The sequence below is a fragment of the Rhizobium sp. YTU87027 genome (assembly GCF_050644135.1).
Lineage (GTDB): Bacteria > Pseudomonadota > Alphaproteobacteria > Rhizobiales > Rhizobiaceae > Rhizobium.
In genome coordinates this window covers 3,619,241-3,643,813 of sequence record NZ_CP098440.1, presented here as the reverse complement: position 1 = coordinate 3,643,813, position 24,573 = coordinate 3,619,241, and the positions used below count along the sequence as shown (strand labels likewise).

General features: G+C 59.7%; 25 protein-coding genes and 1 tRNA gene. 18 read left to right on the top strand and 8 right to left on the bottom strand.

From position 1 onward, the window contains the following. Positions 1 to 30: 30 nt before the first annotated feature. Positions 31 to 120 (bottom strand) — tRNA-Ser (locus NBG89_RS17980). 230 nt (positions 121 to 350) lie between these two features. Here NBG89_RS17980 and NBG89_RS17975 point away from each other — a divergent pair. From NBG89_RS17975 to NBG89_RS17920, 12 genes are all read left to right on the top strand, one after another. After that, positions 351 to 668, top strand: a complete 318-nt coding sequence (locus tag NBG89_RS17975) for a hypothetical protein (RefSeq protein WP_431321053.1) — start codon at positions 351 to 353, stop codon at positions 666 to 668. A 305-nt stretch (positions 669 to 973) separates the two neighbouring features. Continuing rightward, positions 974 to 1,966 (top strand): BMP family lipoprotein, encoded by a 993-nt coding sequence (locus NBG89_RS17970; RefSeq protein WP_431321052.1) that lies wholly within the window; start codon positions 974 to 976, stop codon positions 1,964 to 1,966. A 68-nt stretch (positions 1,967 to 2,034) separates the two neighbouring features. After that, positions 2,035 to 3,546, top strand: coding sequence for an ABC transporter ATP-binding protein (locus tag NBG89_RS17965; RefSeq protein WP_431321051.1), 1,512 nt, complete (start codon positions 2,035 to 2,037; stop codon positions 3,544 to 3,546). Between the two features lie 7 nt (positions 3,547 to 3,553). Continuing rightward, positions 3,554 to 4,657: an ABC transporter permease gene (locus NBG89_RS17960; protein ID WP_431321050.1), complete on the top strand. Its 1,104-nt coding sequence runs from the start codon at positions 3,554 to 3,556 to the stop codon at positions 4,655 to 4,657. 12 nt (positions 4,658 to 4,669) lie between these two features. Continuing rightward, entirely contained in the window at positions 4,670 to 5,641 is a 972-nt protein-coding gene (locus NBG89_RS17955) for an ABC transporter permease (RefSeq protein ID WP_431321049.1), read from the top strand. A 4-nt stretch (positions 5,642 to 5,645) separates the two neighbouring features. Continuing rightward, a complete protein-coding gene (locus NBG89_RS17950) occupies positions 5,646 to 6,035 on the top strand; it encodes a cytidine deaminase (RefSeq protein WP_431321048.1) in 390 nt (129 codons plus the stop codon). Next, on the top strand, positions 6,032 to 6,835 hold the full coding sequence (locus NBG89_RS17945) for a purine-nucleoside phosphorylase (protein WP_431321047.1): 804 nt from the start codon (positions 6,032 to 6,034) through the stop codon (positions 6,833 to 6,835). Before NBG89_RS17950 ends, NBG89_RS17945 begins: the two co-directional genes overlap by 4 nt. Beyond that, positions 6,832 to 7,608 carry a deoxyribose-phosphate aldolase gene (gene deoC / locus NBG89_RS17940; RefSeq protein ID WP_431321046.1) on the top strand — a complete coding sequence of 259 codons (777 nt, stop codon included), beginning with the start codon at positions 6,832 to 6,834 and terminating at the stop codon, positions 7,606 to 7,608. The genes NBG89_RS17945 and deoC overlap by 4 nt, the downstream gene beginning before the upstream one ends. 1 nt (position 7,609) lies before the next feature. After that, entirely contained in the window at positions 7,610 to 8,935 is a 1,326-nt protein-coding gene (gene deoA / locus NBG89_RS17935; RefSeq protein ID WP_431321045.1) for a thymidine phosphorylase, read from the top strand. A gap of 300 nt (positions 8,936 to 9,235) precedes the next feature. Next, a complete protein-coding gene (locus tag NBG89_RS17930) occupies positions 9,236 to 10,318 on the top strand; it encodes a substrate-binding domain-containing protein (protein WP_431321044.1) in 1,083 nt (360 codons plus the stop codon). 78 nt (positions 10,319 to 10,396) lie between these two features. Continuing rightward, positions 10,397 to 12,649 carry an ABC transporter permease gene (locus NBG89_RS17925; RefSeq protein WP_431321043.1) on the top strand — a complete coding sequence of 751 codons (2,253 nt, stop codon included), beginning with the start codon at positions 10,397 to 10,399 and terminating at the stop codon, positions 12,647 to 12,649. Beyond that, a complete protein-coding gene (locus tag NBG89_RS17920) occupies positions 12,642 to 13,442 on the top strand; it encodes an ATP-binding cassette domain-containing protein (protein WP_431321042.1) in 801 nt (266 codons plus the stop codon). The genes NBG89_RS17925 and NBG89_RS17920 overlap by 8 nt, the downstream gene beginning before the upstream one ends. Positions 13,443 to 13,445: 3 nt before the next feature. Here the strand turns inward: NBG89_RS17920 and NBG89_RS17915 are convergent, their stop codons facing one another. The 7 genes from NBG89_RS17915 to NBG89_RS17885 form a co-directional block, all read right to left on the bottom strand. Further along, positions 13,446 to 13,967 (bottom strand): TIGR02281 family clan AA aspartic protease, encoded by a 522-nt coding sequence (locus NBG89_RS17915; RefSeq protein ID WP_431321041.1) that lies wholly within the window; start codon positions 13,965 to 13,967, stop codon positions 13,446 to 13,448. 160 nt (positions 13,968 to 14,127) lie between these two features. Further along, complete coding sequence (gene upp / locus NBG89_RS17910; RefSeq protein ID WP_007529134.1) at positions 14,128 to 14,757, bottom strand: uracil phosphoribosyltransferase; 630 nt, start codon at positions 14,755 to 14,757, stop codon at positions 14,128 to 14,130. Positions 14,758 to 14,865: 108 nt separating this feature from the next. Continuing rightward, positions 14,866 to 15,834 carry an adenosine deaminase gene (locus tag NBG89_RS17905; RefSeq protein WP_431321040.1) on the bottom strand — a complete coding sequence of 323 codons (969 nt, stop codon included), beginning with the start codon at positions 15,832 to 15,834 and terminating at the stop codon, positions 14,866 to 14,868. Continuing rightward, positions 15,831 to 17,051, bottom strand: a complete 1,221-nt coding sequence (locus NBG89_RS17900) for a phosphopentomutase (RefSeq protein ID WP_431321039.1) — start codon at positions 17,049 to 17,051, stop codon at positions 15,831 to 15,833. Before NBG89_RS17900 ends, NBG89_RS17905 begins: the two co-directional genes overlap by 4 nt. A gap of 96 nt (positions 17,052 to 17,147) precedes the next feature. Further along, positions 17,148 to 17,723: a TadE/TadG family type IV pilus assembly protein gene (locus NBG89_RS17895; protein WP_431321038.1), complete on the bottom strand. Its 576-nt coding sequence runs from the start codon at positions 17,721 to 17,723 to the stop codon at positions 17,148 to 17,150. Continuing rightward, positions 17,723 to 18,340 carry a TadE/TadG family type IV pilus assembly protein gene (locus tag NBG89_RS17890; RefSeq protein ID WP_431322731.1) on the bottom strand — a complete coding sequence of 206 codons (618 nt, stop codon included), beginning with the start codon at positions 18,338 to 18,340 and terminating at the stop codon, positions 17,723 to 17,725. Before NBG89_RS17890 ends, NBG89_RS17895 begins: the two co-directional genes overlap by 1 nt. Positions 18,341 to 18,455: 115 nt before the next feature. Continuing rightward, the gene (locus tag NBG89_RS17885) at positions 18,456 to 18,866 is read right to left on the bottom strand and encodes a pilus assembly protein N-terminal domain-containing protein (RefSeq protein WP_431321037.1); all 411 of its coding nucleotides are present in this window, start codon (positions 18,864 to 18,866) and stop codon (positions 18,456 to 18,458) included. Between the two features lie 405 nt (positions 18,867 to 19,271). Here NBG89_RS17885 and NBG89_RS17880 point away from each other — a divergent pair, with 405 nt between their 5' ends. The 6 genes from NBG89_RS17880 to NBG89_RS17855 all read left to right on the top strand — a co-directional run bounded on the left by NBG89_RS17880 (position 19,272) and on the right by NBG89_RS17855 (position 24,556). Further along, positions 19,272 to 19,469: a Flp family type IVb pilin gene (locus tag NBG89_RS17880; RefSeq protein WP_431321036.1), complete on the top strand. Its 198-nt coding sequence runs from the start codon at positions 19,272 to 19,274 to the stop codon at positions 19,467 to 19,469. A gap of 86 nt (positions 19,470 to 19,555) precedes the next feature. After that, positions 19,556 to 20,068 carry an A24 family peptidase gene (locus NBG89_RS17875; protein WP_431321035.1) on the top strand — a complete coding sequence of 171 codons (513 nt, stop codon included), beginning with the start codon at positions 19,556 to 19,558 and terminating at the stop codon, positions 20,066 to 20,068. Between the two features lie 110 nt (positions 20,069 to 20,178). Continuing rightward, a complete protein-coding gene (cpaB, locus tag NBG89_RS17870) occupies positions 20,179 to 20,994 on the top strand; it encodes a Flp pilus assembly protein CpaB (RefSeq protein WP_431321034.1) in 816 nt (271 codons plus the stop codon). Between the two features lie 5 nt (positions 20,995 to 20,999). Further along, complete coding sequence (locus tag NBG89_RS17865; RefSeq protein ID WP_431321033.1) at positions 21,000 to 22,511, top strand: type II and III secretion system protein family protein; 1,512 nt, start codon at positions 21,000 to 21,002, stop codon at positions 22,509 to 22,511. Positions 22,512 to 22,552: 41 nt separating this feature from the next. Continuing rightward, on the top strand, positions 22,553 to 23,260 hold the full coding sequence (locus tag NBG89_RS17860) for a CpaD family pilus assembly protein (RefSeq protein WP_431321032.1): 708 nt from the start codon (positions 22,553 to 22,555) through the stop codon (positions 23,258 to 23,260). 18 nt (positions 23,261 to 23,278) lie between these two features. After that, the gene (locus tag NBG89_RS17855; protein WP_431321031.1) at positions 23,279 to 24,556 is read left to right on the top strand and encodes an AAA family ATPase; all 1,278 of its coding nucleotides are present in this window, start codon (positions 23,279 to 23,281) and stop codon (positions 24,554 to 24,556) included. The last annotated feature ends 17 nt before the right edge of the window (positions 24,557 to 24,573 follow it).

Sequence of the window (24,573 nt, the reverse complement as noted above, 5' to 3'; positions counted from 1 at the left end):
GGAATGGTATGAAGCCGTTTGTTTTGCAAATGGCGGACAGAGAGGGATTCGAACCCTCGGTACGCTTTCACGTACACACGCGTTCCAGGCGTGCGCCTTCAACCACTCGGCCACCTGTCCTTTGGCGGTCTGCATCGGCGAAGATGCAAATCGTCGGAACGGCCGCGATATATACCGATGAATTTTTGCCGATCAACCCAAATCTAACAGTTTTTTGACTTCTTCCGGTAAAAGTGCGGCCAAGCCCTCCATTGCAGTCCCACCCGCCTGTCACTATGTTTTGTTGTAGGTAGCAAATGGCGCGGCTGGTCGGGCAAAATGCCCGGCGCGTTTGGTAGCCGGAGAGATCGATGCGTTTCCTTTTGCGTTTGGCTAGTCTTGTTGCGCTGGCTGTTGCCGTCATTGCCGGAACGATCGATTCCATTCAGTCCGTTGCCGCATCTTCCGTTGTTATCACGCCGATGGGCGACGCGTGGCAGGACCTGAGCCCCTCCTCGCTGGAAACGCTGCAATCGACCATCGCCTACTATATCCATCCGCGCTTTTACACGCTTGCCTTCCAGTGGCTGATGCTCCAGCCCGCCTTCGCCGTGTTCCTGGTGCTGTCGCTGCTGTTGTGGATGGCGGGTTACAAGAAGCCGCCGGTGGCCGGCCGCTTTGCGGCATAACAAATGGCCTTGGCTCGGAATTCGAACGAAGATTTCGGCCCAGCATCAGACCAATATCGGCCGCCCAACTGACTAGAAAAACCGCAACCCAACGATGATTTTGTGCAAAAATCAGCTCGCCTGAGCTGATTTTTGGCAATTGCGGCAAATTTTTACCAGTCGAAAAATTTCTCGTGAATTTTTTTTTGAGCCATGCAAGGATGCGCCCAGCCAGGCCTCCGGGGGGAGGTCGGTGGTTCCGCAGACACGCCTGAAACAGGCTTGCGGGAGGACCCAAACAAATAGAAACAATAGGGCTGCAACTCATGAAAAAATCCCTTCTGACTCTCCTGGCCGTGGCTGCAATGTCCACGACGGCGCTGGCCGCCGACGTCAAGCCGGCGCTCGTTTACGGCACCGGCGGGAAGTTCGATAAGTCTTTTAACGAAGCAGCCTTTAATGGCGCTGAGAAGTTCAAGAAAGAAACCGGCATCGCTTATCGCGACTTCGAGCCGACCGGCGACACCCAAGGCGAACAGGCGATCCGCAACTTCGCGAGCCGCGGCTTCAACCCGGTTATCGCCGTCTCCTTTGCCTGGACCTCGGCCATCGAGAAGGTCGCAGCTGAATTCCCCGACACCAAGTTTGTCATCGTTGATGCCGTTGTCGACAAGCCGAACGTCCGTTCTGTCGTCTACAAGGAAGAAGAAGGTTCCTTCCTCGTTGGTACTCTGGCAGGCCTCGCTTCAAAGACCGGCAAGGTCGGTTTCGTCGGCGGCATGGACATTCCGTTGATCCGCAAGTTCGAATGTGGCTATGAGCAGGGCGCACGCTCCGTCAAGTCCGATATCGAGGTGTTCCAGAACATGACCGGCACGACGGGCGCTGCCTGGAATGACCCGGTCCGTGGTGGCGAGCTCACCAAGAACCAGATCGATCAGGGCGCTGACGTCATCTACGCAGCAGCGGGCGCAACCGGCCTCGGCGTCTTGCAGACGGCTGCCGACAACAAGAAGCTCTCGATCGGCGTCGATAGCAACCAGAACCATCTTCACCCGGGCTCCGTCCTGACCTCGATGGTCAAGCGCGTCGACCTCGCCGTCTACAACGGCTTCAGCGACGTCAAGGCCGACAAGTTCACGGCTGGCGTCCTGGCGCTCGGCGTCAAGGAAGACGGCGTCGCCGCCGCCATGGACGAGAACAACAAGGCCCTGATCACGCCTGAAATGCAGGCCGCGCTCGACAAGGCCAAGGAAGGCATCATTGCGGGAACCGTCAAGGTTCACGACTACACGACGGACAATGCTTGCCCGAAGTGATCCGTGACTGAGACGGGCGTATGGCGGAGTTGTTCCGCCATACGCCCTTTTCGTATTTGGAGCCTGCTGTGACAGACACGCCCGCTATCGAACTTGTGGGCATCGACAAGAAATTCGGTGCCGTTCACGCCAACAAGGACATCAATCTTACCGTCGCCAAGGGAACGATTCACGGCATCATCGGGGAAAACGGTGCCGGTAAATCGACCTTGATGTCGATCATCTATGGTTTCTACCATGCCGACGCCGGTGAAATCCGCGTCAACGGCAATCCCGTCACCATCAAGGACAGCCAGGCTGCGATCGCGGCCGGGATCGGGATGGTGCACCAGCACTTCATGCTGGTCGACAATTTCACGGTGCTCGAGAACGTCATGCTCGGCGCCGAGGGCGGCGCGCTGCTCGCCAGGGGCGTTTCTTCCGCGCGCGCCGAATTGCGACGCCTGGAGAAGGATTACGGCCTCGAAGTCAATCCCGACGCGTTGATCGAAGAGCTTCCGGTCGGGCTGCAGCAACGCGTCGAAATCCTGAAGGCCATGTACCGCGGCGCCGAGATCCTGATCCTCGACGAGCCGACGGGTGTGCTCACTCCTGCTGAAGCGGACCATCTTTTCAAGATCCTTCGCGTCCTTCGCGACCAGGGCAAGACAGTCATTCTGATCACCCACAAGCTGCGCGAGATCATGGCGATCACCGACACGGTATCGGTCATGCGCCGCGGCGAGATGGTCGCAACCCGCAAGACATCCGAGACGACGGTCGAGGAGCTTGCCGAACTGATGGTCGGCCGCCGCGTGCTGCTGCGCGTGCAGAAGGGTGAAGCCAATCCAGGCAAGGTGATCCTGTCGGCCCGTAACCTGACCGTTAAGGACAATCGCGGCGTCACCATGGTCGACAACGTCTCCTTCGATGTCCGCGCCGGCGAGATTGTCGGCATTGCCGGCGTCGCCGGCAATGGGCAGTCCGAGCTACTGGAGGCGATATCAGGTATCCGCAAGCCGCATTCCGGCGATATTTTCCTCGACGGTCATCCGATCGACAAGGCCGATCCGGCGCGGCTGCGCGAGCTTGGTCTTGCCCACATTCCGGAAGACCGGCATCACATGGGGCTGGTGCTGAAATTCGAGGAATACGAGAATTCCGTTCTCGGCTACCATCGCAATCCCGGCTACAGCAAGGGTCCGCTGCTCGACCTCGACGCGATCCGCAAGGACGCGATGGAGAAGATCGAAAAATACGACATCCGTCCGCCGAACCCGCGGCTGAAGACCGCGAACTTCTCCGGCGGCAACCAGCAGAAGATCGTCGTAGCGCGCGAAATCGAGCGCGATCCGACAGCGCTGATCATCGGCCAGCCGACCCGCGGCGTCGATATCGGCGCCATCGAATTCATTCACCGCCGGATCATCGAGATGCGCGACGCGGGCAAAGCGATCCTGCTCGTCTCCGTCGAACTCGACGAAATCCGCGCCCTTTCAGACCGTATCCTTGTCATGTTTGCCGGCCACGTCGTCGGCGAGAAGACGCCCGATGCCGGTGAACAGACCCTCGGCCTGATGATGGCCGGCATTGCCGCGTGAGGTCTTGATGAGCACTGCTTCCGTTCCACTTCCAAACTGGATCAACTACGGCCTCATTCCGCTGTTGAACCTGCTCGTCGCCTTCCTGATCTCCGGCTTCGTCGTCTGGCTCATCGGGGAGAGCCCGCTAGCGGCCCTGTCGCTGCTGATTGAAGGCGCGCTCGGCAGCGGCGAAGGCATAGGCTTTACGCTCTACTACGCGACGAGCTTCATCTTCACCGGCCTCTCCGTTGCTGTTGCCATTCATGCCGGCCTGTTCAACATCGGCTCGGAAGGTCAGGCCTACCTCGGTGGCCTCGGCTGCGCACTGGTGGCGCTGACGCTCGACCACTATGTTCCATGGTACGTGACGATGCCGGTGGCGGTCGTCGGTGCTGGCCTCTTTGGCGCTGCCTGGGCCTTCATTCCCGCCTTCCTTCAGGCAAAGCGCGGCAGCCACATTGTCATCACCACCATCATGTTCAACTACATCGGCGCGGCGCTGATGGTGTATTTGCTGGTGCATGTGCTGATTGTGCCCGGCAAAATGGCGCCGGAAACCCGCACCTTCCTTGAAGGCGGACAGTTGCCGAAGCTCGGCTGGCTGATGAACCTGTTTGGCGCCAAGCTTGGCGCAGCCCCCTTCAACGTCTCGTTCCTCATCGCGCTTGCTGCCGCCTATTTCGTCTGGCTGCTGATCTGGCGCACCAAGCTCGGCTTCGAGATGCGGACGCTTGGCGTCAGCCAGAGCGCTGCGGCCTATGCCGGCATCCCCTACGCCCGTATCGTCATGATCGCCATGCTGCTGTCCGGCGCGCTGGCCGGCATGATGGCGCTGAACCCGGTGATGGGATCCTCTGCGCGTCTGCAGGTGGAGTTCGTCGGCGGCGCCGGTTTCGTCGGCATTGCCGTGTCGTTGATGGGGAGAAATCACCCTGTCGGGATCATCTTCTCGGCGATCCTCTTCGGCATCCTCTACCAGGGTGGCGACTGGATCTCCTTCGAGATGCCCAACATCACGCGCGAAATGATCCTGGTGATCCAGGGTCTCGTCATCCTCTTCGCCGGCGCGCTCGAATATATGTTCCGCCCCGCGATGGTTCGCGTCTACCAACAGTTCAAGGCCGCGTGAGGGGAACGGACGATGGATTACTATGACATCTTCATCAGCGTCCTGAGCTCCACGATCCGCCTGTCGATCCCGCTGATCTTCACGGCGCTGGCAGGTCTCTTCTCGGAGCGCGCCGGCATCTTCGATATCGGCCTTGAGGGCAAGATGCTCGGCTCGGCATTTGCAGCGGCCTGCGTCGCTTATCTGACCGGTTCGCCATGGCTCGGTCTCGGCGCCGGCATCGTCTGCTCCGTGGCGCTCAGCCTCGTGCACGGCTTCGCCTCGATCACCAATCGTGGCAACCAGATCATCTCGGGCGTGGCGATCAACTTCTTCGTCGCCGGTATCACGATCGTTCTCGGCGGCGCCTGGTTCGGCCAGGGCGGCCGCACGCCGCAGCTGCTTCCCGAGGCTCGCTTTGTGCCGATCGTGCTACCTGGCGCCGATGCCATCCGCGAAGTTCCAATCATCGGTCCGCTTTACGCCAACGTGATATCAGGCAACAACATCCTGACCTATCTCGCCTTCCTCGCGGTCCCGCTTTCCTGGTGGATTCTTTATCGCACGCGCTTTGGCCTGCGGCTGCGCGCCGTCGGCGAGAATCCGGGCGCGGTCGATACGGCGGGCATTTCGGTAAGCTGGCTGCGCTATCGCGCTGTCATGTGCGCAGGTATCCTCTGCGGCTTCTCCGGAACCTATCTGGCGATCGCGCAGTCAGCGGCCTTCATCAAGGACATGTCAGCCGGTAAAGGCTACATCGCACTTGCGGCGCTGGTCTTCGCGAAATGGAAGCCGGTGCCTGTCATGTTCGCCTGCCTGCTCTTCGGCTTCCTCGATGCGCTGGCAAACTTCATGCAAGGCAAGCACGTTCCTCTGATCGGCGAAGTTCCGGTGCAGATCTTCCAGGCGCTGCCCTATATCCTGACCTGCGTCCTGCTCGCCGGCTTCATCGGCGTGGCGATCCCGCCGAAGGCGGGTGGTGTCCCCTATACGAAGGAGCGTTGAGAACATGTCCCACGATCTTTTCGAGGCCGCTCGCGATGCCATGGCCTTCGCTCATGCTCCCTACTCGAAATTCCCCGTCGGCGCGGCGATCCGCGCCGAGGACGGCAGGGTTTATACCGGCGCCAACATCGAAAACCTGTCCTTCCCGCAAGGTTGGTGTGCGGAACCGACCGCCATCAGTGCGATGATCATGGGCGGTGCCAAGAAGATCGTCGAAATGGCTGTCATCGCCGAGAAGCTTCCGCTTTGCCCGCCCTGCGGCGGCTGCCGGCAGAAGATCTCGGAGTTCGCTTCCAAGGACACGAAGATCTATCTTTGCGATGAGGTCGGCGTGAAGAAGACGATGACTATGGAAGAGCTTTTGCCCTTCAGCTTCGAGACCGAACTCGGATGAGTGTCGCTCTCGATGTCCTCGCCGACAAGCTCGGCGGTCTTTCGCCGCGCGTGGGCATCGTGCTTGGTTCGGGCCTCGGTTCGCTGGTCGGCGAGCTGAAGGACGCGCACCGCATCCCTTATCATGACTTGCCGGGCTTCCCGGTCAGCGCTGTCTCCGGCCATGCCGGAGAAGTCGTCGCCGGTTCGCTTGGCGGTGTACCTGTGGTGATGTTGTCCGGCCGAGTTCATTTCTACGAGAAAGGTGACGCAGGCGCGATGCGACTGCCGATCGAAGTCCTGAAGGAACTCGGTATCGGGACCCTGATCCTGACCAATTCCGCGGGTTCGCTGCGGGACGACATGCCGCCCGGCTCGGTGATGCAGATCACCGACCACATAAACTATTCCGGCATGAATCCGCTGATCGGCGAGGAAAGCGACCGCCGCTTTGTCGGAATGACCAGCGCCTACGATGCAAGTCTTGCCGACAGGATGCGCAAGGCCGCCGAGACGCTTGGCATCCCCTTGTCGCAAGGCGTCTATATGTGGTTCTCCGGCCCGAGCTTCGAAACACCGGCCGAAATCCGCATGGCCCGCATCCTCGGTGCAGACGCGGTCGGGATGTCGACGGTTCCGGAGGTCATTATCGCACGAATGCTTGGCTTAAGGGTTGCGGCAGCGTCGGTAATCACCAACTATGGAGCGGGCATGACCGGCGGCGAACTGAGCCATGAGGAGACCAAAGATATGGCTCCGATCGGCGGAGCTCGCCTCGCCGCCATACTGAAAGAAATGATTGCAGGAGAACGCGAACAATGACCAACCATTCCATCAAGGAAACGGCCGCCGTCGCCCTCTCCCTCCTCGATCTCACGAACCTCAAGGACGATTGCACCGAGGCGCAGATCGACGCGCTGTGCGCTCGGGCTCAGACCCCCTATGGCAACACGGCAGCGATCTGCATCTGGCCGCGCTTCGTCGCTCGCGCTCGCGCCGTACTCGGCACAGGCCATCCGGTGCGGATTGCGACGGTGGTCAACTTCCCCTCGGGCGAGATGGAGGTGGCCGACGTTGCCGCTGAAACCCGCGAGGCGATTGCCGATGGCGCCGATGAAATCGACCTCGTCATCCCTTATCGCAAGTTCATGACCGGTAGCGGCAAGGCCGTCACCGACATGGTTGCCGCCGTCCGTTCCGAGTGCAAGGATCCGATCGTGCTGAAGGTCATTCTTGAGACCGGCGAAATTAAGGACACGGCGCTGATCCGTCGCGCCTCCGAACTCGCGATTGAAGCGGGGGCCGACTTCATTAAGACCTCCACGGGCAAGGTCTCCGTCAATGCGACCCTGGAAGCGGCCGACATCATGTTGCGGGTCATCCGCCAGAGTGGCCGAAAGGTCGGCTTCAAGCCGGCAGGCGGTATCGGTTCGGTGGCAGATGCAGCGCTTTATCTAAGCCTTGCAGAAACGATCATGGCACCCGACTGGCCGATGCCGTCCACCTTCCGTTTCGGCGCATCTGGGTTGCTCGACGACATTCTTGCCGTGCTCAGCGGCACGCAATCCGCACCCGCCGCCGCTTCGAGCTATTGACATGATCCCGCAGGAGATCATCCGCCAGAAACGAAACGGCGGAACGCTTTCCGAAGAGGATATCCAATCGTTCATTGCCGCACTTGCGTCCGGTCAGCTCTCCGAGGGGCAGATCGGCGCCTTCGCCATGGCGGTCTGGTTCAAGGGCATGTCCCGCGACGAGGTCGTGGCGCTGACGCTCGCGATGGCGCACTCGGGCGACATGCTGAGCTGGACTGACATAGACCGGCCGATCGCCGACAAGCACTCGACAGGCGGCGTTGGCGACAATGTTTCCTTGATGCTGGCACCGATTGCGGCGGCCTGCGGTTTGGCCGTTCCGATGATATCAGGTCGTGGTCTTGGCCATACCGGCGGGACACTGGACAAGCTCGAGGCTATTCCCGGCTATACCATCACCCCTGACGCCATGCTTTTCCGCAAGGTCGTGAAGGATGTGGGCTGTGCCATCATCGGCCAGACCGGAGCCCTTGCGCCTGCGGACGGCAAACTCTACGCCGTTCGGGATGTCACGGCGACCGTCGACTCGATCCCTCTCATCACCGCCTCCATTCTTTCAAAGAAGCTAGCGGCCGGGTTGCAGACCCTGGTGCTCGACGTCAAGGTCGGCACTGGCGCATTCATGGCCGAGCCGAAAGACGCAGAGATGCTGGCACGGGCGCTCGTCGATGTCGCCAATAGCGCAGGCGTGAAAACCTCGGCGCTGATCACCGACATGAACCAGCCACTCGCTGATGCCGCGGGAAACACCGTCGAGATCCGCAATTGTCTGGAATTTCTGGCTGGCAGGAAAAAGAACACGCGGCTTGAGGCAGCCGTTCTGGCTTTCGCGGCCGAGATGCTGATGAAATCAGGTGTCGTTTCGTCACTTCCGGAAGGTGAAACGAAGGCCGCGGACGCCATTTCCACAGGCAAGGCGGCCGAAAACTTCGCCCGCATGGTTCACCTACTCGGCGGCCCCTCGGATCTTCTGGAAGAGCCGGATAAATACCTCGCTGAAGCGCCAGTAACGAAAGCGGTTCCCGCGCCTCAGTCCGGTTGGCTTTCCGGCTGCGACGTACGGGAGATCGGCATGAGCGTCGTCGATCTCGGTGGCGGACGACGCCATCCCGACGACAGGATCGATCACCGCGTTGGCGTATCCGACATCCTGCCGCTCGGCACCCGCGTCGAGCGAGGTGATCCGATTGCGTTGGTGCATGCCGCCAGCGAGGACGCGGCAGATGCGGCAATCGCTGCCCTGGCTGCCAACTACAGGATCGGCGAAGGCCAACCTGCAATCCCGGCTGTCGTTTGCGAGCGCATCGTGGCTATTGCCCGAGGCTGAGAGCCTCCTTGGCCGGCGCGGACGAGAGCATCCTCCTTCAACAGGAAAGCAAGACCGCAGCGCAAGAGTTACACCTATGGCGCTGTGGAGGCGCCAAACACGACTTCGGCGGCTATTTCCCAACAAAAACAACCTTGAGATGCTTACGAGGCGAACAAATTCACCTCTACGATGAGTTCGCCGTTTACTTGCATCGCAATTGCGCAGAATATTAGCGCATGGGAGGAAGCCTTCGGGCCTTCGCTCTCTGTAAATTGCGCCCGAACGGCTCTCCTCTCTTGGCTCAAGGGAGGATTAATCATGAGGCGGACTTTGCTGTACGCGGCGTCGGCTGCGGTACTGTCATTGAGCGTAACGCATGCATTTGCGCAGTCGGGCGGCGTTGAGAAAGCTGTTGGCGGCTACGATTTTGCCGAAGCTGCCAAGGAAGCGCCCGAGACGAAAAACTTCCATTCGGCTGATGGTCATTTGACCTTCGCGATCGTGACGCATACGGCCGGCAATGGCTTTTTTGACCCCGTCTATGTTGGTGCAACCGTCGCCGGCAACATGATCGGTGCCAAGATTTTGCTGCTCGGCTCGGAATCACCGGTCGACGATCCGGCGCGCGAGATCGAGATCCTGAACCAGATCGTTCAGGACCCGACAATCGACGGCATCATCATGACGACGCCGCAGGTCGGCGCCTACAATGACATCGTCAAGGCTGCCGAGAAAGCCGGCATACCGATCGCCACAACCAACTCGTTTGATGCGACCATACTGCACCGCAGTGGCATAAGTCATACCGGCCAGGATGCTTCGGCCGCGGCGATCGGCGGCGAAGCGCTTGCCAAGTGCGTGCTTGACAGCGGTGCGACCAGCGGCTCGATCCTCCTGCCGTCGTCGACCGCGATGGGGAACATCGAGGTGAACAATCGCGTGACTGCCGCCTTCAACGCCATCGTCAAGACGTTGAAGGATGCCGGCAAGCTTGATGCCTTTAAGGTCGACGCCGGGCCGGAGAATGTCGGCATCGATACGAATCCGAATGATCCCGTCAACGCGCTGGTTTCGCTCTTCGAGTCCCGCGGCGATGCAGTCGGCGCCTTCACGGCTAACAACGTCTTCACGCCACCGCTCGTTAAGGCAGTCGCACAGATGGGCAAGACCGGTAAGTTCTGCGCCTTTGGTTTCGATCTCGGCCCGGCACAGCAGGAGGGTATCGCCGCTGGAAACCTGACCGGTTCGCTCGGACAGCAGCCCTTCCTGCAGGGCTTCTGGCCTGTCATGCAGCTTTATCTCCAGATCGATCGTGGCATTTCCGCCGCCAACCTGGACACGCGTGCCCAATTGGTAACGAAGGAAAACGTCGCAAAAGTTGGCAAGCGCTTCGAGAACTAACGCTTCGTAACGCCTAAGCTCGATGCGGGATGACGCAAGCCTCCCGCATCGCGACGGCAAGATTGATCGGCAGAAACCATGGCGCCAACGACGACATCGCTAGGCCGCGCACCGCCTCAGCTCGTCGGCGGCTGGGAGGCTGGGCTGCTGATATTCCTCGCCCTGCTCTACCTCGGCGGGGCTCTCGTCAATCCGGCCTTTTTTGGGTCTACGGAGGCCCTTCACGCACTTTTTCGCGATACATCCCGTGTCGGGATCATCGCGGTCGGCATGACCTTTGTCATCGCCAACAAGGATCTCGACCTGTCGGTAGGCTCCACCTACGGCCTGATCGCCGTGGTTTTTGCCAGGCTTTTTGCGTCGAACGTTTTCGACTTCGGCGTCATCGAGTCCGCAATCTCCTGTTTGTTGCTCGGCACAGCAATCGGCCTCATGAACGGCATCCTTGTAACGATCCTGAGAGTACCCGCCTTTATTGCGACGCTGACGATGCTTTTCATCGGTCGCGGCTTCGTTCTCGCGCTTACACACGGTCAAGCAATCTACTATTCCGGCAAGGCGAAAGACTATCCGTTCTTCTTTCATCTCGGCGAGATCAACGCCCTCGGTTTCAATAACCAGATCGCGATCTTCCTGCTGGTCGCCGTTGTCGGTGCCTATGTGCTTGCAAAGACCCGGTGGGGCTATGAGACCTTCGCGACCGGCGGCAACGAGCAGGCTGCTGCCTATGCGGGCATTAACACGCGGTGGGTGCGCATTCGCGCCTATCTGCTCTCGTCACTTTGCGCGACGCTCTCTGCTCTCCTGGCAGCGGCGCAGGACAAGGGTGTCACTCCTCTTTACGGTGTCAGCTGGGAACTTACCGTTATCGCATCTGTCGTCATCGGCGGCGCATCGATCCTCGGCGGGCGCGGCCGCGTGTTCGGGTCCTGCCTTGGCGCCGCGGTCGTTGTGCTGATCGACAAGGTGCTGCGTGAAGGTTGGCCGATCACGCGAACCGTCGTTATCGACGGAGAGAACGTTGCCGTCGGCGCCAGGTTCACCTTGCCCGCCGGTGCCGTGCTGGTTTTCCTGGGCCTGCTTCTTGTCACGGCCGTGCTGATCGAGCCCTTCCTCATTCGACGCCAGATCGCGGCCCGGTTCTGGGCCTGGCTCCGCGGCCGGCCGCCGCCACCGGCCTACGAGACCGGCGGCGTGGCCCTGGAAGGTGTCCAGACCAAAGGGGCGATGGCGACCGACATGGCGCTCTCCGCCACTGGGCTTGGCAAGTTCCTCGCGCGGCGCGACGCGCTGGCCATCATCCTGACTGTGGTGCTCTGGCTGACCGGCCTGGCGCTGAGGCCGGACTACTGGTGGAACCTGCCCAACACCTTTGCGATCCTGCTGAACTACACGGAACTGGCACTGATCACGGTCGGGCTTACCTATGTCATTGCCGCCGGCGATATCGATCTCTCCGTCGGGGCCGTGCTTGCGCTTGCCGGCAGCACCGCCGCCTATTTCCTGAAAGTACTGGGCGCCGATCCACTCACCGCGGTGGCGATGGGCCTGCTTGCCGGGACAGCTGCTGGCCTCGTCAATGCCGTCGTCACGGTCGGCTTCAAGCTGCCGGCCTTCATCGCTACGCTCGGCATGTTCTACATTGCCAGAGGCCTCGCCGCCTGGTTTGTCGCCGGCCAGCAACTGACCGGCTGGCCCGAAGGCTACAATCTGCTTGGCCGCAAGCTGAACGACGTTCTCCTGCATTTCGGCCTTTCGCTGCCGTCGGGAATCATCCGCACGGTAGCCGAGGTCGTCAGCATCCAGACGATCTTCATGTTCTTCGTTGCCCTCCTCGCCGGCATCATACTTGCCTACACACCGTTTGGACTGAAGGTCTGCGCCGCTGGCGGCAACGTCCGCGCGGCCGCTTACGCCGGCATCAACACCAACCGCGTGCGTTTCATCTCGCTGATGCTGGCGGCCCTCTGCGCGACCATGGCCGGAATCATCAACGTTGCATACTTCCGTAGCTTCAACCCGGTTGCTGGCCAGTTCCGAGAGCTTGATGCCATCGCCTCCGTCATCATCGGCGGCGGATCAATCTTCGGCGGCTATGGCACGATGATCGGCTCACTTGCCGGCGCGGCCGTGATCACGCTCGTCCGCGCGCTCCTGCAACTCAATGTCCAGGGCTTCAGCATGCCCCAGCACTGGATCAATGTCTTCATCGGGGTCATCCTCATCGCGGCAGTGCTGATCGACATATGGGTGCGTCAAGCCAATCTCTTCGCGCGCCTGCGGGCCCGTTTCGCAGCAACTGCGCCAACCGGAGAACGCATCCATGGCTGATGCGCAGCCCTTACAGCCGATCGTGGAAATGCGGGGCATCGAAAAGGCGTTCGGCGCCGTGCAAGCACTCCGCAAGGTCGATCTCATGCTCTATCCCGGCGAGATCCTCGGCCTGGTCGGGGACAATTCGGCCGGCAAGTCGACACTGATGAAAATCCTCACCGGCGCCTATCAGCGCGATTCCGGCGAAATCCTGGTTGCCGGGCAACCGGTGTACTTCAAGAGCCCGCACGAGAGTCGCGACGCAGGAATCGAGATGATCTATCAGGACTTCGCGCTCTGCGGGAACATGGATGTCGGCCAGAACATCTTTCTTGGCCGCTGGCCGCTCAGGGGGCCGTTCGTCGATCGACGAAAGATGTATGCCGAGGCGGACAGCGTTCTGAAACGGCTCAAAGTCGACGTGAATTCCGTCTATCAGAAGGTCGAGAGCCTGTCGGGCGGCCGCCAGCAATCCGTGGCGATCGCCCGCGCGATCTCATTTGAGCCGCGCGTCGTGATCCTCGACGAGCCGACCGCCAACCTTTCGGTAATGGCCACCGAGCGGCTACTCGAAACCATGCTGGAGCTGAAGAAGCAAGGCGTTGCCCAGATCATCATCTCGCATCGCCTGGTCGACATTTTTGCCGTCGGCGATCGCGTCATGGTTCTCAAGCGTGGTGAATATGTCGGCGACCGCTATGTCAAGAACACGGACGAGCATGAGGTCCTGGAGATCATTGTCTCCGGCACCCGGGAGAGCGCTCTCACCGCCGATCAGGCAAGAAGCACTCATCGGTCGCCGAGTTCCTGACGCCTATTGTTTCAAACTGAGGGATCCGTCTGCAACGGAATAGGAGGCAAGCTTCTTGAGGAAACTCATCCCGACAAGGGTGGAGGAAAGGGCCTCATCCTTCAGAACGAAGGCCTCTACGTCGCGAACGCGGATACCACCGATTTCCACCCGATCCAGTACGACGTGCGCTGCCTTTGTGGTGCCGTTGGCGGTATTGACCGAGTAGCGGAAATCAAGCTGGTTGCCGGTAAAGCCGAGCCGCCGGGCGAAGCTCTCGTTCAGGGCGACATAGGTTGCGCCGGTGTCGATCAGACCCTGCACCTGTCGACCGTTGATTCTGAAGTCTCCAGAATAGTGTCCCTGGGCATCGGCCCGCAGGCGCATTGTGCCGCCGTTGACGGTCGCCGCAGGCAGCTCTTCGGCGGTGCCGGTGACGAAGTTGGCCGAAGTGACCGCTTCGCTGCTGCGTTTTCCCAAGAGGGTAGGTATCTGTGTTGCAAACACCGCAGCGACGCTTGCAAAAATGACGGTACGCACGAGCATCGGGACAGAAATCCTTCCTGTATAAACCCCGCGTCATGCGTGGCCATGCTTACAGGTGCTACGCCATAATTGCTGACAAGTTGCTAATGCCGGCAAAGCAAATGGCCCGGCAAGCTTGTCCGGGCCATCAGCTGCATCGATTTGGTAAACGGATTGTGAATTACTTCGTGCCGTACATACGATCGCCGGCATCGCCGAGGCCGGGCACGATGTAGCCCTTCTCGTTCAGATGGCTGTCGATCGAGGCTGTAAATACGGGAACATCCGGATGCGCTTCGCGGAAGTTCCTGATGCCCTCGGGTGCGGCCAGGAGGCAGAGGAAGCGGATGTTGCGCGCGCCCCGCTCCTTGAGCTTGTCGATCGCCGCAATTGAGGAATTGCCGGTGGCCAGCATGGGATCGACGACGATGATCAGGCGCTCGGCAACATCCTCCGGAGCCTTGAAGTAATATTCGACAGGCTGCAGCGTTTCGTGGTCGCGGTAGACGCCGATATGCGACACGCGCGCCGAAGGCACGAGATCCAGCATGCCCTCGAGAAGACCGTTGCCGGCGCGAAGGATCGAGGCGAAGACAAGCTTCTTGCCTTCAAGGATCGGCGACTCCATCGTCTGCAGGGGCGTCTCGATGGTCTCCATCGTAAGCTCCAGATCGCGGGTCACTTCATAGCAGAGCAGCGTGGAGATTTCGCGCAGAAGCCGACGGAAACTTCCGGTCGATGTCTCCTTGCGCCGCATGATCGTGAGTTTGTGCTGCACAAGCGGGTGATCGATGACCGTTACGCCGTCCATGGCCGAGCCCTTTCTATCGTTGTTCTTATCGGATGTTTCTTCCATGGAAATTGCCTCCACCGCAAGAGCGGAGGCCATTTTGCAACGCTGATCCCCAGGGCGGGTAGATCACATCCGGGCAAAAAGCGCCTGTCGCGTCGCCTCGTCGACGAAGGCTGCCTCTATACCGGTTCGGGTCATTTCATCGATTGCGGCGTCGCTGAAGCCAAAGGCATGGGCGGCAAGCTCGTATTCGCGCTTCAACGACGTATGGAAGAACGGCGGGTCGTCCGAACTGATCGTCACGCGTACGCCGGCTTCCTTGAGTTTTCGCAGCGGGTGCGATGAGAAATCCGGAAAGACGTTCAGCGCAATGTTGGAGCCGGGACACACTTCCAGCACCGTTCCGAGATCAGCAAGCCGCTTCACGAGATCGATGTCCTCGATCGCTCGCACGCCATGTCCGACACGCGAGGGCCGGACAACGTCGAGCGCATCGGCAACACTGAAGGCACCGCACACTTCGCCCGCGTGTATGGTGAGGCCAAGCCCTGCATCGCGTGCGATGTCAAAGGCACGCGCGTAGTCGGCAACCCGCCCCATCCGTTCCTCGCCGGCGAGATTGAAGCCGGTAATAAGCGGATTCTTGGCCTTGGCCGCGTACGCGGCGGCACCGATGACACTTTCCGGCCCAAAATGACGCTCTCCGGTAACAATCAAACGCGCTTCGATGCCATTTTTCGCCTTTGCGCGACGAATACCTTCGCACACGCCCTCGATGTAAGCATCGGCACCAAGTCCGATCCGCTTGCCGTGATCAGGAGACACGATCAGCTCGCTGTAGATCGTGCCGATCGCTGCAAGCTCCTCAAGATAGGTCTCCGTCAGCAGTGCATAATCTTCTTCGGTCTTGTAGACCTCGGAGACCTTGTCGTAGCATTCCAGAAAACTTGCGAAATCATGCCAGACGTAGGTGCCATCGGCCAGGTAACGGTTGATGTCTATGTTGTATTTCCGGGCTTGGGCCAAGGTCAGTGCTGGCGGTGCTGCCCCTTCCAGATGGCAATGCAACTCGACCTTCTTCAAATGCGACGTCATAGAAAACTTCTCCCATGCGCCCCCATCGGGATGCGCAAATGGCGGGCGATCGTCTCGCCGATGTCCGCGTAAGTGGCGCGTATGCCGACATCGCGAGAACGCAGTCCTGGCCCGTAGGCAATGATCGGTACGCGCTCGCGTGTGTGATCCGTGCCACGCCACGTTGGGTCGCAGCCGTGATCAGCGGTCAGGATGACGAGATCGCCAGGCTTCAGCTTGCCGCCAACTTCCGGCAGCCTGGCGTCAAAGGCCTCGAGTGCTGCGGCATAGCCCGCTACATCCCGGCGATGGCCATAGACCATGTCGAAATCGACAAAGTTTGTGAAAACCAGGTCGCCATCCTCGGCGGTATCCATGGCGGCAAGGCTGGCGTCCATCAGCGCTTCATTGCCATTCGCCTTGACCACCCGTGACACCCCCTTATGCGCAAAGATATCACCGATCTTGCCAATGGCATGGACCTTGCGACCTTCCTTGACCAACCGGTCGAGCAGTGTCGGCTCCGGCGGCGGCACTGAAAAATCGCGCCGGTTTCCGGTCCGCTGAAACGTGGAAGCGGTTTCCCCGACAAATGGTCGGGCGATAACGCGGCCGATGTTATAGTCGTCCAGCAGCGCCCGCGCGATCGTGCAGAAGGTCATCAGCCTGTCGAGGCCGAAATGCGTCTCGTGTGCGGCAACCTGGAAGACGGAGTCGGACGAGGTGTAGCAGATCGGTTTCCCGGTCCGGATATGCTCTTCGCCATGCCGGGCAATGATATCAGTGCCGGAGGCATGACAATTGCCGAGAATTCCCGGAGCCTCGGCGGCCCTGCAGAGCGCCTCGACGAGCTGCTGCGGGAAGGCATCGCCTTCAGTCGGAAAATAACCCCAGTCGAATGTCACCGGCGTCCCCGCGATCTCCCAATGGCCGGACGGAGTGTCCTTGCCGCGCGAGACTTCGCTGGCTGAGCCGAACATCGCGTAGACCTTCTCCGGCACCGGCATCCCGGCCGGGAACCGGCCAGACGCCGCCTTCGCGAGATGGACCAGGCCAAGCGCCGACATGTTCGGAAGCTGCAGGGGGCCGGAGCGCAACCCCTCGCGATCGCCGGCACCTGCCGCACAGAATTCCGCGATGTGTCCGAGCGTATCGGCGCCCTCGTCCCCATAGGCAGCCGCATCCGGTGCCCCGCCGACACCAAATGAATCCAGAACAAAAAGAAAGGCTCGCGCCATGCTCCACCTAGCGACAGAAATTTGTCGGCCCACCCGTCGCGGGCCACTCCGCAAGCCTTATAACGGCAGAGCGGACTTGGCAAACGAGCTTGGGCGTCAGCAATCACTGCACGTGACAGAGGTGCTCGCACGAGGGAGATAGAAGTAACTGCGGCTGATCGTGATCGTGCTGCTATTCGGCACCAGGTTGGGCGCAAACAGGAACAGCTTATAAGGAATGCTCAGTTCCGTACGAACCAGAAAGATGTCGGCCTTCTTCATGTCGGTCGGCACCGTCGTGGCGGAATTCACGACGTATGGGCGGCTGCCATCCTGCGCCCACGACCATGCCACCGTCGGATTTGCACCACTATCGAGAGCGATACCCGTGATCTTGACCGTAAGGCCGGTCGAACCATATGGCACAAACACCGCGGAGGCGACCGAGGGCATATCGGCAAGCCAGGACTTGGTTACGCTTTTCTGCTGCGTCACGATATCCGTGATCATGCCGGCTGCGCGGCTTGCCCGCTTGCTCATGCTTAGGCCGATCGTGATCTCGAACGCTCCGACGTAGAGCATCACCAGGATCGGAAACAGGATGGCAAATTCAATCGCGCCGACGCCCTGCCGGTCGCCGATGAAGCGTCTTGCGAGTTGATGAAGCCGGATCAGTACGCCACGACCTGCCATCACGGGTACTGCTCATTCTGGAACGCCGTCGTGGCGACCATCAGAAAGTATGATGACGACCCATCGGTCGGGCGGACGTTTGTGATGTAAGGCCTGATCAGATCGGTTATGACCTGCCACCGGTAATAAGCGCGGACCATGTTGATCGTGCCAGAGCCGCCAGGCAGATATTTGAAGCTTGATGTTTTGATGTCCGCATAGGTGTCGGTGGACGTTCTGGGTATCGTGGTCGGAATGGCCGCAAATGTGGAGAAGTTCTGGACGTCGACGAAGAGCTTGCTGGGAGTGGCCACTTCCGTTGAAGAGCATGCGATCAGAATCGAAATTTCATTGCATAATGCTGTTCTAAACGCTGTCACGTTCGTGTTGGCAGGCGTGATTTGTCCGGTTCGCATCTTGCGGCTCATGGTATCGACCGCATTGGACAAGAGCTCCTCGCCTGCAAAGGCGACGAATGTCTCAATGATCGCAAAGACCACCATGAAATAGGGTATGGCGAGGAGTGCAAATTCGATAGCCGCCGCCCCGTCACGGGAACGCGCAAAAGCGATTAATCGCAGCCCTTTCCGTCGATGGCGGCAGGAGGCTGCGTCCGCGACTTGATCCACTTCCTTCATGGCATGCATCCGGGGACAGCTACGACTGCACCTTTGTAAGGCGCGATCGTTGATTTTCCGTTTCAAGCCGGATCAGAAGTTTAACAGAGGCTAACAAACGAGAGGCGGTGGCTGACTATTGAGCTGCCGCTGCAGCCTCGGTCCCTTGCTGGCTATGTTGTTCGCAATTGGGCGTGCAGGAAAGGACCGAACGCTCCGTTTGCCGAAACACGCGCACTGTGTTTGCTTCGTCGATCGACACGAGGATGCTTTCGTCCAGAATTGCATTGCCGTCGACGTCGAGCAGCACAAGGTTGGTTGTTCCGAAGCTGCGTCCGGTGAGCACGATCGTTTTTGCATCGGCGACGGTAGCATCCGCAACCTTGGCGTTACCGACGATCACCTTGCTCACCGGGCGATCGAGCTTCAGGACTCGCGCTTGGTCCATATAGACCCGCAGAACATCCTGCTGCGCGACCGCGGTTTCGCTAAAGCCGACGGCGGCAAGAAAGCTGGCCAGGATAATCCTCTTGCCACTCGGCAACATTTTGATTCTCTCTCAAGAGTTACGGCGATTTTACGAAACAGAATGAGAAAAATTGGTGAATGAAGCTTTAATTCCATTTCAGTTCCGTCCGCAATCCGGACTTGACGCGCCATTTGGAGACACCATTACGCGAACGGAGGCCTATTTGAGCGCCATTTTGAATTATCGGCGGGACATCCCTAGGTTTCGCGAGTCTCAACTACTAAACGGCACGCAGCCTTTTCCCTAAAGTTCTAAGCAATGACGCAAGCAGATACTTACCGTTCTCAAGTGTTGGTCGACGTTTACGAAGTGGTAACTCTACTCTTTAAGTTGATGGAAACAGGGCAGCGCTAAATTGTGGCAATCCGATCAACGGCAACAGTTGGCGGACGTGCTGAACATCAACTGGAGTTAGGAGTTACCATGACCAAGCTTGTTAGCCGTTTTCTGAAGGACGAATCCGGGGCGACCGCAATTGAATACGGCCTGATCGCCGCGCTGATTTCCGTCGCGCTGATCACCGGCGCAACCGCACTGGGCAGCAAACTGAACAACGTCTTCACCGGCATTTCCACTAAGATGGATGATGCCTGCACGACCGGCGGCGTCACCGGTTGCTGATGCCAAGCCGCCTCTGAGAAAAGAAGCCGTCCTGACATGCTCAGGACGGCTTTGTATTTTGTTCGGCTAATGAGGTAAATCGGGTCATGACTTCAAGTGTCATCATTACCATCTTTCCCATGTGCCTGGCATTCGCGGCGGTGATGGACACGTTAACGATGACCATCCCGAACCGCATCTCAGCAATTCTATTGCTGTCTTTCCTTGCGCTGGCTCCCTTCGTTGGCATGGATTGGCAGGCGTTCGGCTACCATCTACTCGGTGGCGCCGTTGTGTTTGCTTGCTGCTTTGTCTTCTTCGCCCTCAACGTTATGGGTGGAGGGGATGCCAAGCTACTGACTGCCGCAGCCGTGTGGTTCGGTTTCGGAGAACCGCTGGTAGAATTCATTGGCTATGTCGGCATTATGGGTGGCCTTCTGACCGCAGCTATCCTCATGGTGCGAACGCAGAGCAACGTGATTACGACAATCGGGTTGCGAGTACCGGATTCGCTTCTTGTCGCCAAGAAGATCCCCTACGGAGTTGCTATCGCCGCGGGCGGTTTTATTTCCTTTCCGTCCTCACCGCTTTTCATTGCCGCTTTGCAAAACATGAAATGAAGGCGCTTAAATCTCTGTTAACCTAAAATCAAAGCCTTTCATTAACCATAATTATACCAATTGCGGGCCATCCTCCGGGGCAAATAGCGCGAATCCCCGAGGAACGTTCGATGAAACCCGCCCGCCTTATGATACTTGGAGTGGCCGTCGTTGCCGCCGGCCTTGCCGGCGTGCTGGCGATGAGCCTCGCGGGCCGTGGTTCAGTCGTCACCCGGGTTCAGTCGGTCGTCGAGAAGGAGCCGACTGTCAACGTGCTCGTCTCCGGCGCCAATCTGCCGGTCGGCGCACGATTGGATGACAAAGCGGTTCACTGGATGGGATGGCCGCAGAGTGGCGTCGTCCAGGGCTTTATCACCGAATCCGACAAGCCCGATGCGCTGAAGGATATGCAGGGCGCCGTCGTTCGCCTTCCGATCTTCGAGGGCGAACCGATCCGCGCGGAAAAGATCGCCGACTCGAACAGCCGCATCATGTCCTCGCTCCTGCCTTCCGGGAAACGTGCTGTCGCAACCGAAATTTCGGTTGCGACAGGTGCCGGCGGTTTCATCCTGCCGAACGACCGCGTCGATGTCATCATGGTCCGCAAGTCCAAGGAAGCCGACAAATATCTGACCGAGACGGTGCTCAGCAATGTGCGCGTGCTGGCGATCGACCAGCAGATCCAGGAAAAGGAAGATGGCTCCAAAGCCGTGGTCGGTACCACGGCAACGCTGGAGCTGACCCCCGACCAGACCAAGGTACTGGCCGTTGCGCAGCAAATGGCCGATCGGCTGTCGCTGGCATTGCGCTCCGTCGCCGACGCCCAGGAGCAAGACACCAGCGCTGCAGACTACCTGCTCAGCGGCGACAACGGCAGCGCCCTCGTCCAAGTCATTAAATCAGGCTCAATCGTTACAGACAGCAGCAGCGCGCCGAAGGCCGAGTAAAGGAAATGGGAATGGGCAATCTGAAGCGCCATATGAAGCCCTTGACGGCAGGGTGCTTGTCCTTTGCGATCGGGTTTACCGGCGCCGCGCCGGGCGTCTTCGTCCCGCTCTTCGGCCCGAGCGCAGCATGGGCCAATTCCGACGGTATGGTCACGATAACCCAGACGGGTCCCGGTGCTCATCGCAGCCTGAAACTCGGTTTGAAGAAGGCGATCGTCGTCGATCTTCCCGCCGATGCTCACGATATCCTGGTGTCGGACCCTTCCATGGCCGACGCAGTCACCCGCAGTTCGCGGCGCATCTATCTCTTCGGCAAAACCGTAGGACAGACGAACATCTTCATTTTCGGCGCCGATGGCCAGCAGATCGTCAGTCTCGATATCGCGATCGAGCGCGACGTCGCGGGCCTGGAAGCTAACCTTCGGCGCTTCATCCCCGATTCCTGCATCAAGGTCGAGATCGTCTCTGACAACATCGTGCTGACCGGTACGGTTCGCACACCGCAGGATGCAGCCCAGGCCGCGGATCTGGCACAAGTATTTTTGAAAGGCGGTGAAGCAACGACGCGCACGGAAACCGCTACGGGCTCGGGCGGAGACGGCTCCGTGGCACTGTTCGCCGAAGGTCGCCAAGTTTCGCAGGTGGTCAACCTCCTGCAGATCCAGGGCGAAGATCAGGTGACGTTGAAAGTCACCATCGCCGAAGTTCGTCGTGAGGTGCTGAAGCAGCTCGGCTTCGACAATCTGGTTTCGAATTCGGGGGGTCTTTCGGTCGCCCAACTGGGCTCCCCTAGCGCTGATAGCGCTACCGCTGTCGTGGGTGGCGGTCTAGCCGCCCTCTTCAAGAGCTCGATCGGAAAATACGACATTTCGACCTATCTGAACGCGCTCGAGCAGGCCAAGGTGGTCAAGACGCTGGCGGAGCCGACCTTGACGGCCATTTCCGGCCAGGCAGCGACCTTCAATTCCGGCGGCCAGGTGCTCTATTCGACGACCGACAGTGATGGTAACACGACAATTGTCCCTTACAACTACGGCATCAATCTCGCCTTCAAGCCTGTAGTGCTTTCCTCCGGCCGCATCAGCCTGGAGATCAAGACGAACGTCTCTGAGCCTGCACCCTCGGTGTCCGGCTCGACGCCAACCTATCAACGCCGCTCTGCGGAGACCTCCATCGAGCTTCCCTCCGGCGGCTCGATCGCGCTTGCTGGCCTGATCCGCGACAACGTTTCGCAGACTTCGAATGGTACGCCCGGCGTCAACAAGATCCCGCTGCTTGGCACACTGTTCCGGCAGCGCACGGTCGAGCGTGACGAGACCGAGCTGGTGATCATCGCAACGCCCTATCTCGTCCGCCCGGTTGCCCGCAATCAGCTCAACCGTCCGGACGACAACTTCAGCCCGGAAAACGATGCTTCGGCTTTCCTGCTCAATCGCGTCAACAAGGTTTACGGCGGCCGCGAAACACCCGTGGCCGACGCTCAATTCCATGGCTCCATCGGGTTCATCTACAAATGAGCGCGGCTGGATCAACAATGGCCCAACACAGAGATCAGCAGATGGCCCACAAACAGCGCACTGCGCATGAAACTCGCCTTTCGAGATCGCTTGTGACCGTGGTCGCCGTGGCGGCCGCCCTGCTTTCCGGCTGCGCCTCCCACGACGAACTGACGACCGGCGGCATTCCGGACGATTATCGTCAGCGCCACCCGATCGTGGTTGCGGAAGCCGAGCAGTCGGTCGATATCCCGGTCGCTTCGACGGACCGCCGCCTCAACATCGCCCAGCGCGACATGATCCGCGGCTTCGCGCAGAACTATACCTCGAGGGCCACCGGACCGGTCTACTTGCTGACGCCCGAAGGGTCGCCCAATGCAGCGGCCGCCCGTCAGCTGCGCGGCCAGGTGCGCGCCGAACTGTCGGCCCGCGGCATCGCGAGCTCGAAGATCGTCAACAGCACCTACGCGGCCAACGGTGCTGGAGACGCGGCTCCGATCCGTCTGACCTTCGTCGGAACGACGGCGATGACTTCGCAGTGCGGTCAATGGCCGAGAGACATGATCAACGATTTCAACAACCAGAATTACTACAATTTCGGCTGCGCAACGCAAAACAACCTGGCCGCCCAGATAGCGAACCCTGAAGACCTGATCGCGCCTCGCGGCATGACCCCGATTGATGCGACCCGTCGCAACGCCGCGATCAAAGAGTATCGCGAAACGACAAGCACGATCGAAGACCTCAGCAGCAGCTCCAGCACCTTCTGATCAGTTTAGGACCGAACGATGAGTACAGTCGAATACGAGATCAAGAACACGACGGAGCTGCGCAACGCCGAGGATGCCATTCGCATGGCCGAACTCGAGAACATGCGCCCACTCCCTCGCATCTCGGTCCATGCCTTCTGCGAGAGCGAAGAATTGCAGCGGGTCATGGAGCGCTGCAGCCATGATCGCCGTATGTCCAAGGTCGGCTTGCGGATCACCAGCGGCGGCATTGCGGCTGCCGCAAACATGTTCGCGACAGCACCAACGCCAAATCTGATCATTCTCGAAACCAAGGCAGGAGCAGCGAGCCTGCTCAGCGAGCTAGCGCCGCTTGCCGCCGTTTGCGACCCTTCCACCAAGGTCATCATCGTCGGCTACTACAACGACATCCCGCTTTACCGCGAACTCGTACGCAATGGGATTTCCGAATATATGGTCCAGCCCGTCGCCATGCCGGACATCATGGCGGCAATGGCGACGATCTTCGTCGACCCGGACGCGGAACCGCTTGGCCGCAGCATCGCCTTCATCGGTGCCAAGGGCGGCGTCGGCGCCTCGACGATCGCCCACAATTGCGCTTTCGGCATCTCCAGCCTGTTTTCGACGGAAACGATCCTGGCCGATCTCGATCTGCCCTATGGCACGGCCAATATCGACTTTGACCAGGACCCGACCCAGGGTATCGCCGAGGCCGTCTATGCGCCCGACCGTCTGGATGAAGTATTTCTCGATCGCTTGCTGACGAAGTGCTCCGAGCATCTGTCGCTGCTTGCAGCCCCTTCCCTTCTCGACCGCGCCTATGATTTCGAGCCACAGGCATTCCAGCCTGTCCTCGATGTCCTTCAGCGCAACGCGCCCATCACTGTCCTCGACGTGCCGCACGCCTGGTCGGAATGGACGCGATCCGTATTGGGCAGCGTCGACGAGGTCGTCATCTGCGCGTCCCCCGATCTTGCCAACTTGCGCAACGCCAAGAACATGATGGACGCACTGCGAAAGATGCGGCCCAACGACAAGATGCCACATCTCGTGCTCAACCAGGTCGGCATGCCGAAACGACCGGAGATCAGCCCGTCCGATTTCTGCGAACCGCTGGAAACCGACCCGATCGCAATCATCCCCTTCGATGCCAACCTCTTCGGCAACGCGGCCAATAGCGGCCGGATGATTTCGGAAATGGATGCGAAATCGCCGACGGCGGAAACATTTTCGCAGATTTCGCACATCGTGACCGGGCGGATCGCCCTCAAGAAAGCACGCAAGGGTGGGTTGCTCGGCCTGCTGAAGCGCAAGTGACGCCCGCCAAGATCGGA

Coding starts and splice junctions, on each gene's coding strand:
- NBG89_RS17915 (WP_431321041.1), bottom strand. CDS start 13,967: ATGCTCGTGCGTACCGTCATTTTTGCAAGCGTCGCTGCGGTGTTTGCA.
- NBG89_RS17865 (WP_431321033.1), top strand. CDS start 21,000: ATGGGAATGGGCAATCTGAAGCGCCATATGAAGCCCTTGACGGCAGGG.
- upp (WP_007529134.1), bottom strand. CDS start 14,757: ATGGACGGCGTAACGGTCATCGATCACCCGCTTGTGCAGCACAAACTC.
- deoC (WP_431321046.1), top strand. CDS start 6,832: ATGACCAACCATTCCATCAAGGAAACGGCCGCCGTCGCCCTCTCCCTC.
- NBG89_RS17925 (WP_431321043.1), top strand. CDS start 10,397: ATGGCGCCAACGACGACATCGCTAGGCCGCGCACCGCCTCAGCTCGTC.
- NBG89_RS17895 (WP_431321038.1), bottom strand. CDS start 17,723: ATGGCAGGTCGTGGCGTACTGATCCGGCTTCATCAACTCGCAAGACGC.
- NBG89_RS17955 (WP_431321049.1), top strand. CDS start 4,670: ATGGATTACTATGACATCTTCATCAGCGTCCTGAGCTCCACGATCCGC.
- NBG89_RS17975 (WP_431321053.1), top strand. CDS start 351: ATGCGTTTCCTTTTGCGTTTGGCTAGTCTTGTTGCGCTGGCTGTTGCC.
- NBG89_RS17950 (WP_431321048.1), top strand. CDS start 5,646: ATGTCCCACGATCTTTTCGAGGCCGCTCGCGATGCCATGGCCTTCGCT.
- NBG89_RS17880 (WP_431321036.1), top strand. CDS start 19,272: ATGACCAAGCTTGTTAGCCGTTTTCTGAAGGACGAATCCGGGGCGACC.
- NBG89_RS17855 (WP_431321031.1), top strand. CDS start 23,279: ATGAGTACAGTCGAATACGAGATCAAGAACACGACGGAGCTGCGCAAC.
- NBG89_RS17885 (WP_431321037.1), bottom strand. CDS start 18,866: ATGTTGCCGAGTGGCAAGAGGATTATCCTGGCCAGCTTTCTTGCCGCC.
- NBG89_RS17905 (WP_431321040.1), bottom strand. CDS start 15,834: ATGACGTCGCATTTGAAGAAGGTCGAGTTGCATTGCCATCTGGAAGGG.
- deoA (WP_431321045.1), top strand. CDS start 7,610: ATGATCCCGCAGGAGATCATCCGCCAGAAACGAAACGGCGGAACGCTT.
- cpaB (WP_431321034.1), top strand. CDS start 20,179: ATGAAACCCGCCCGCCTTATGATACTTGGAGTGGCCGTCGTTGCCGCC.
- NBG89_RS17970 (WP_431321052.1), top strand. CDS start 974: ATGAAAAAATCCCTTCTGACTCTCCTGGCCGTGGCTGCAATGTCCACG.
- NBG89_RS17890 (WP_431322731.1), bottom strand. CDS start 18,340: ATGAAGGAAGTGGATCAAGTCGCGGACGCAGCCTCCTGCCGCCATCGA.
- NBG89_RS17900 (WP_431321039.1), bottom strand. CDS start 17,051: ATGGCGCGAGCCTTTCTTTTTGTTCTGGATTCATTTGGTGTCGGCGGG.
- NBG89_RS17920 (WP_431321042.1), top strand. CDS start 12,642: ATGGCTGATGCGCAGCCCTTACAGCCGATCGTGGAAATGCGGGGCATC.
- NBG89_RS17860 (WP_431321032.1), top strand. CDS start 22,553: ATGGCCCACAAACAGCGCACTGCGCATGAAACTCGCCTTTCGAGATCG.
- NBG89_RS17945 (WP_431321047.1), top strand. CDS start 6,032: ATGAGTGTCGCTCTCGATGTCCTCGCCGACAAGCTCGGCGGTCTTTCG.
- NBG89_RS17875 (WP_431321035.1), top strand. CDS start 19,556: ATGACTTCAAGTGTCATCATTACCATCTTTCCCATGTGCCTGGCATTC.
- NBG89_RS17960 (WP_431321050.1), top strand. CDS start 3,554: ATGAGCACTGCTTCCGTTCCACTTCCAAACTGGATCAACTACGGCCTC.
- NBG89_RS17930 (WP_431321044.1), top strand. CDS start 9,236: ATGAGGCGGACTTTGCTGTACGCGGCGTCGGCTGCGGTACTGTCATTG.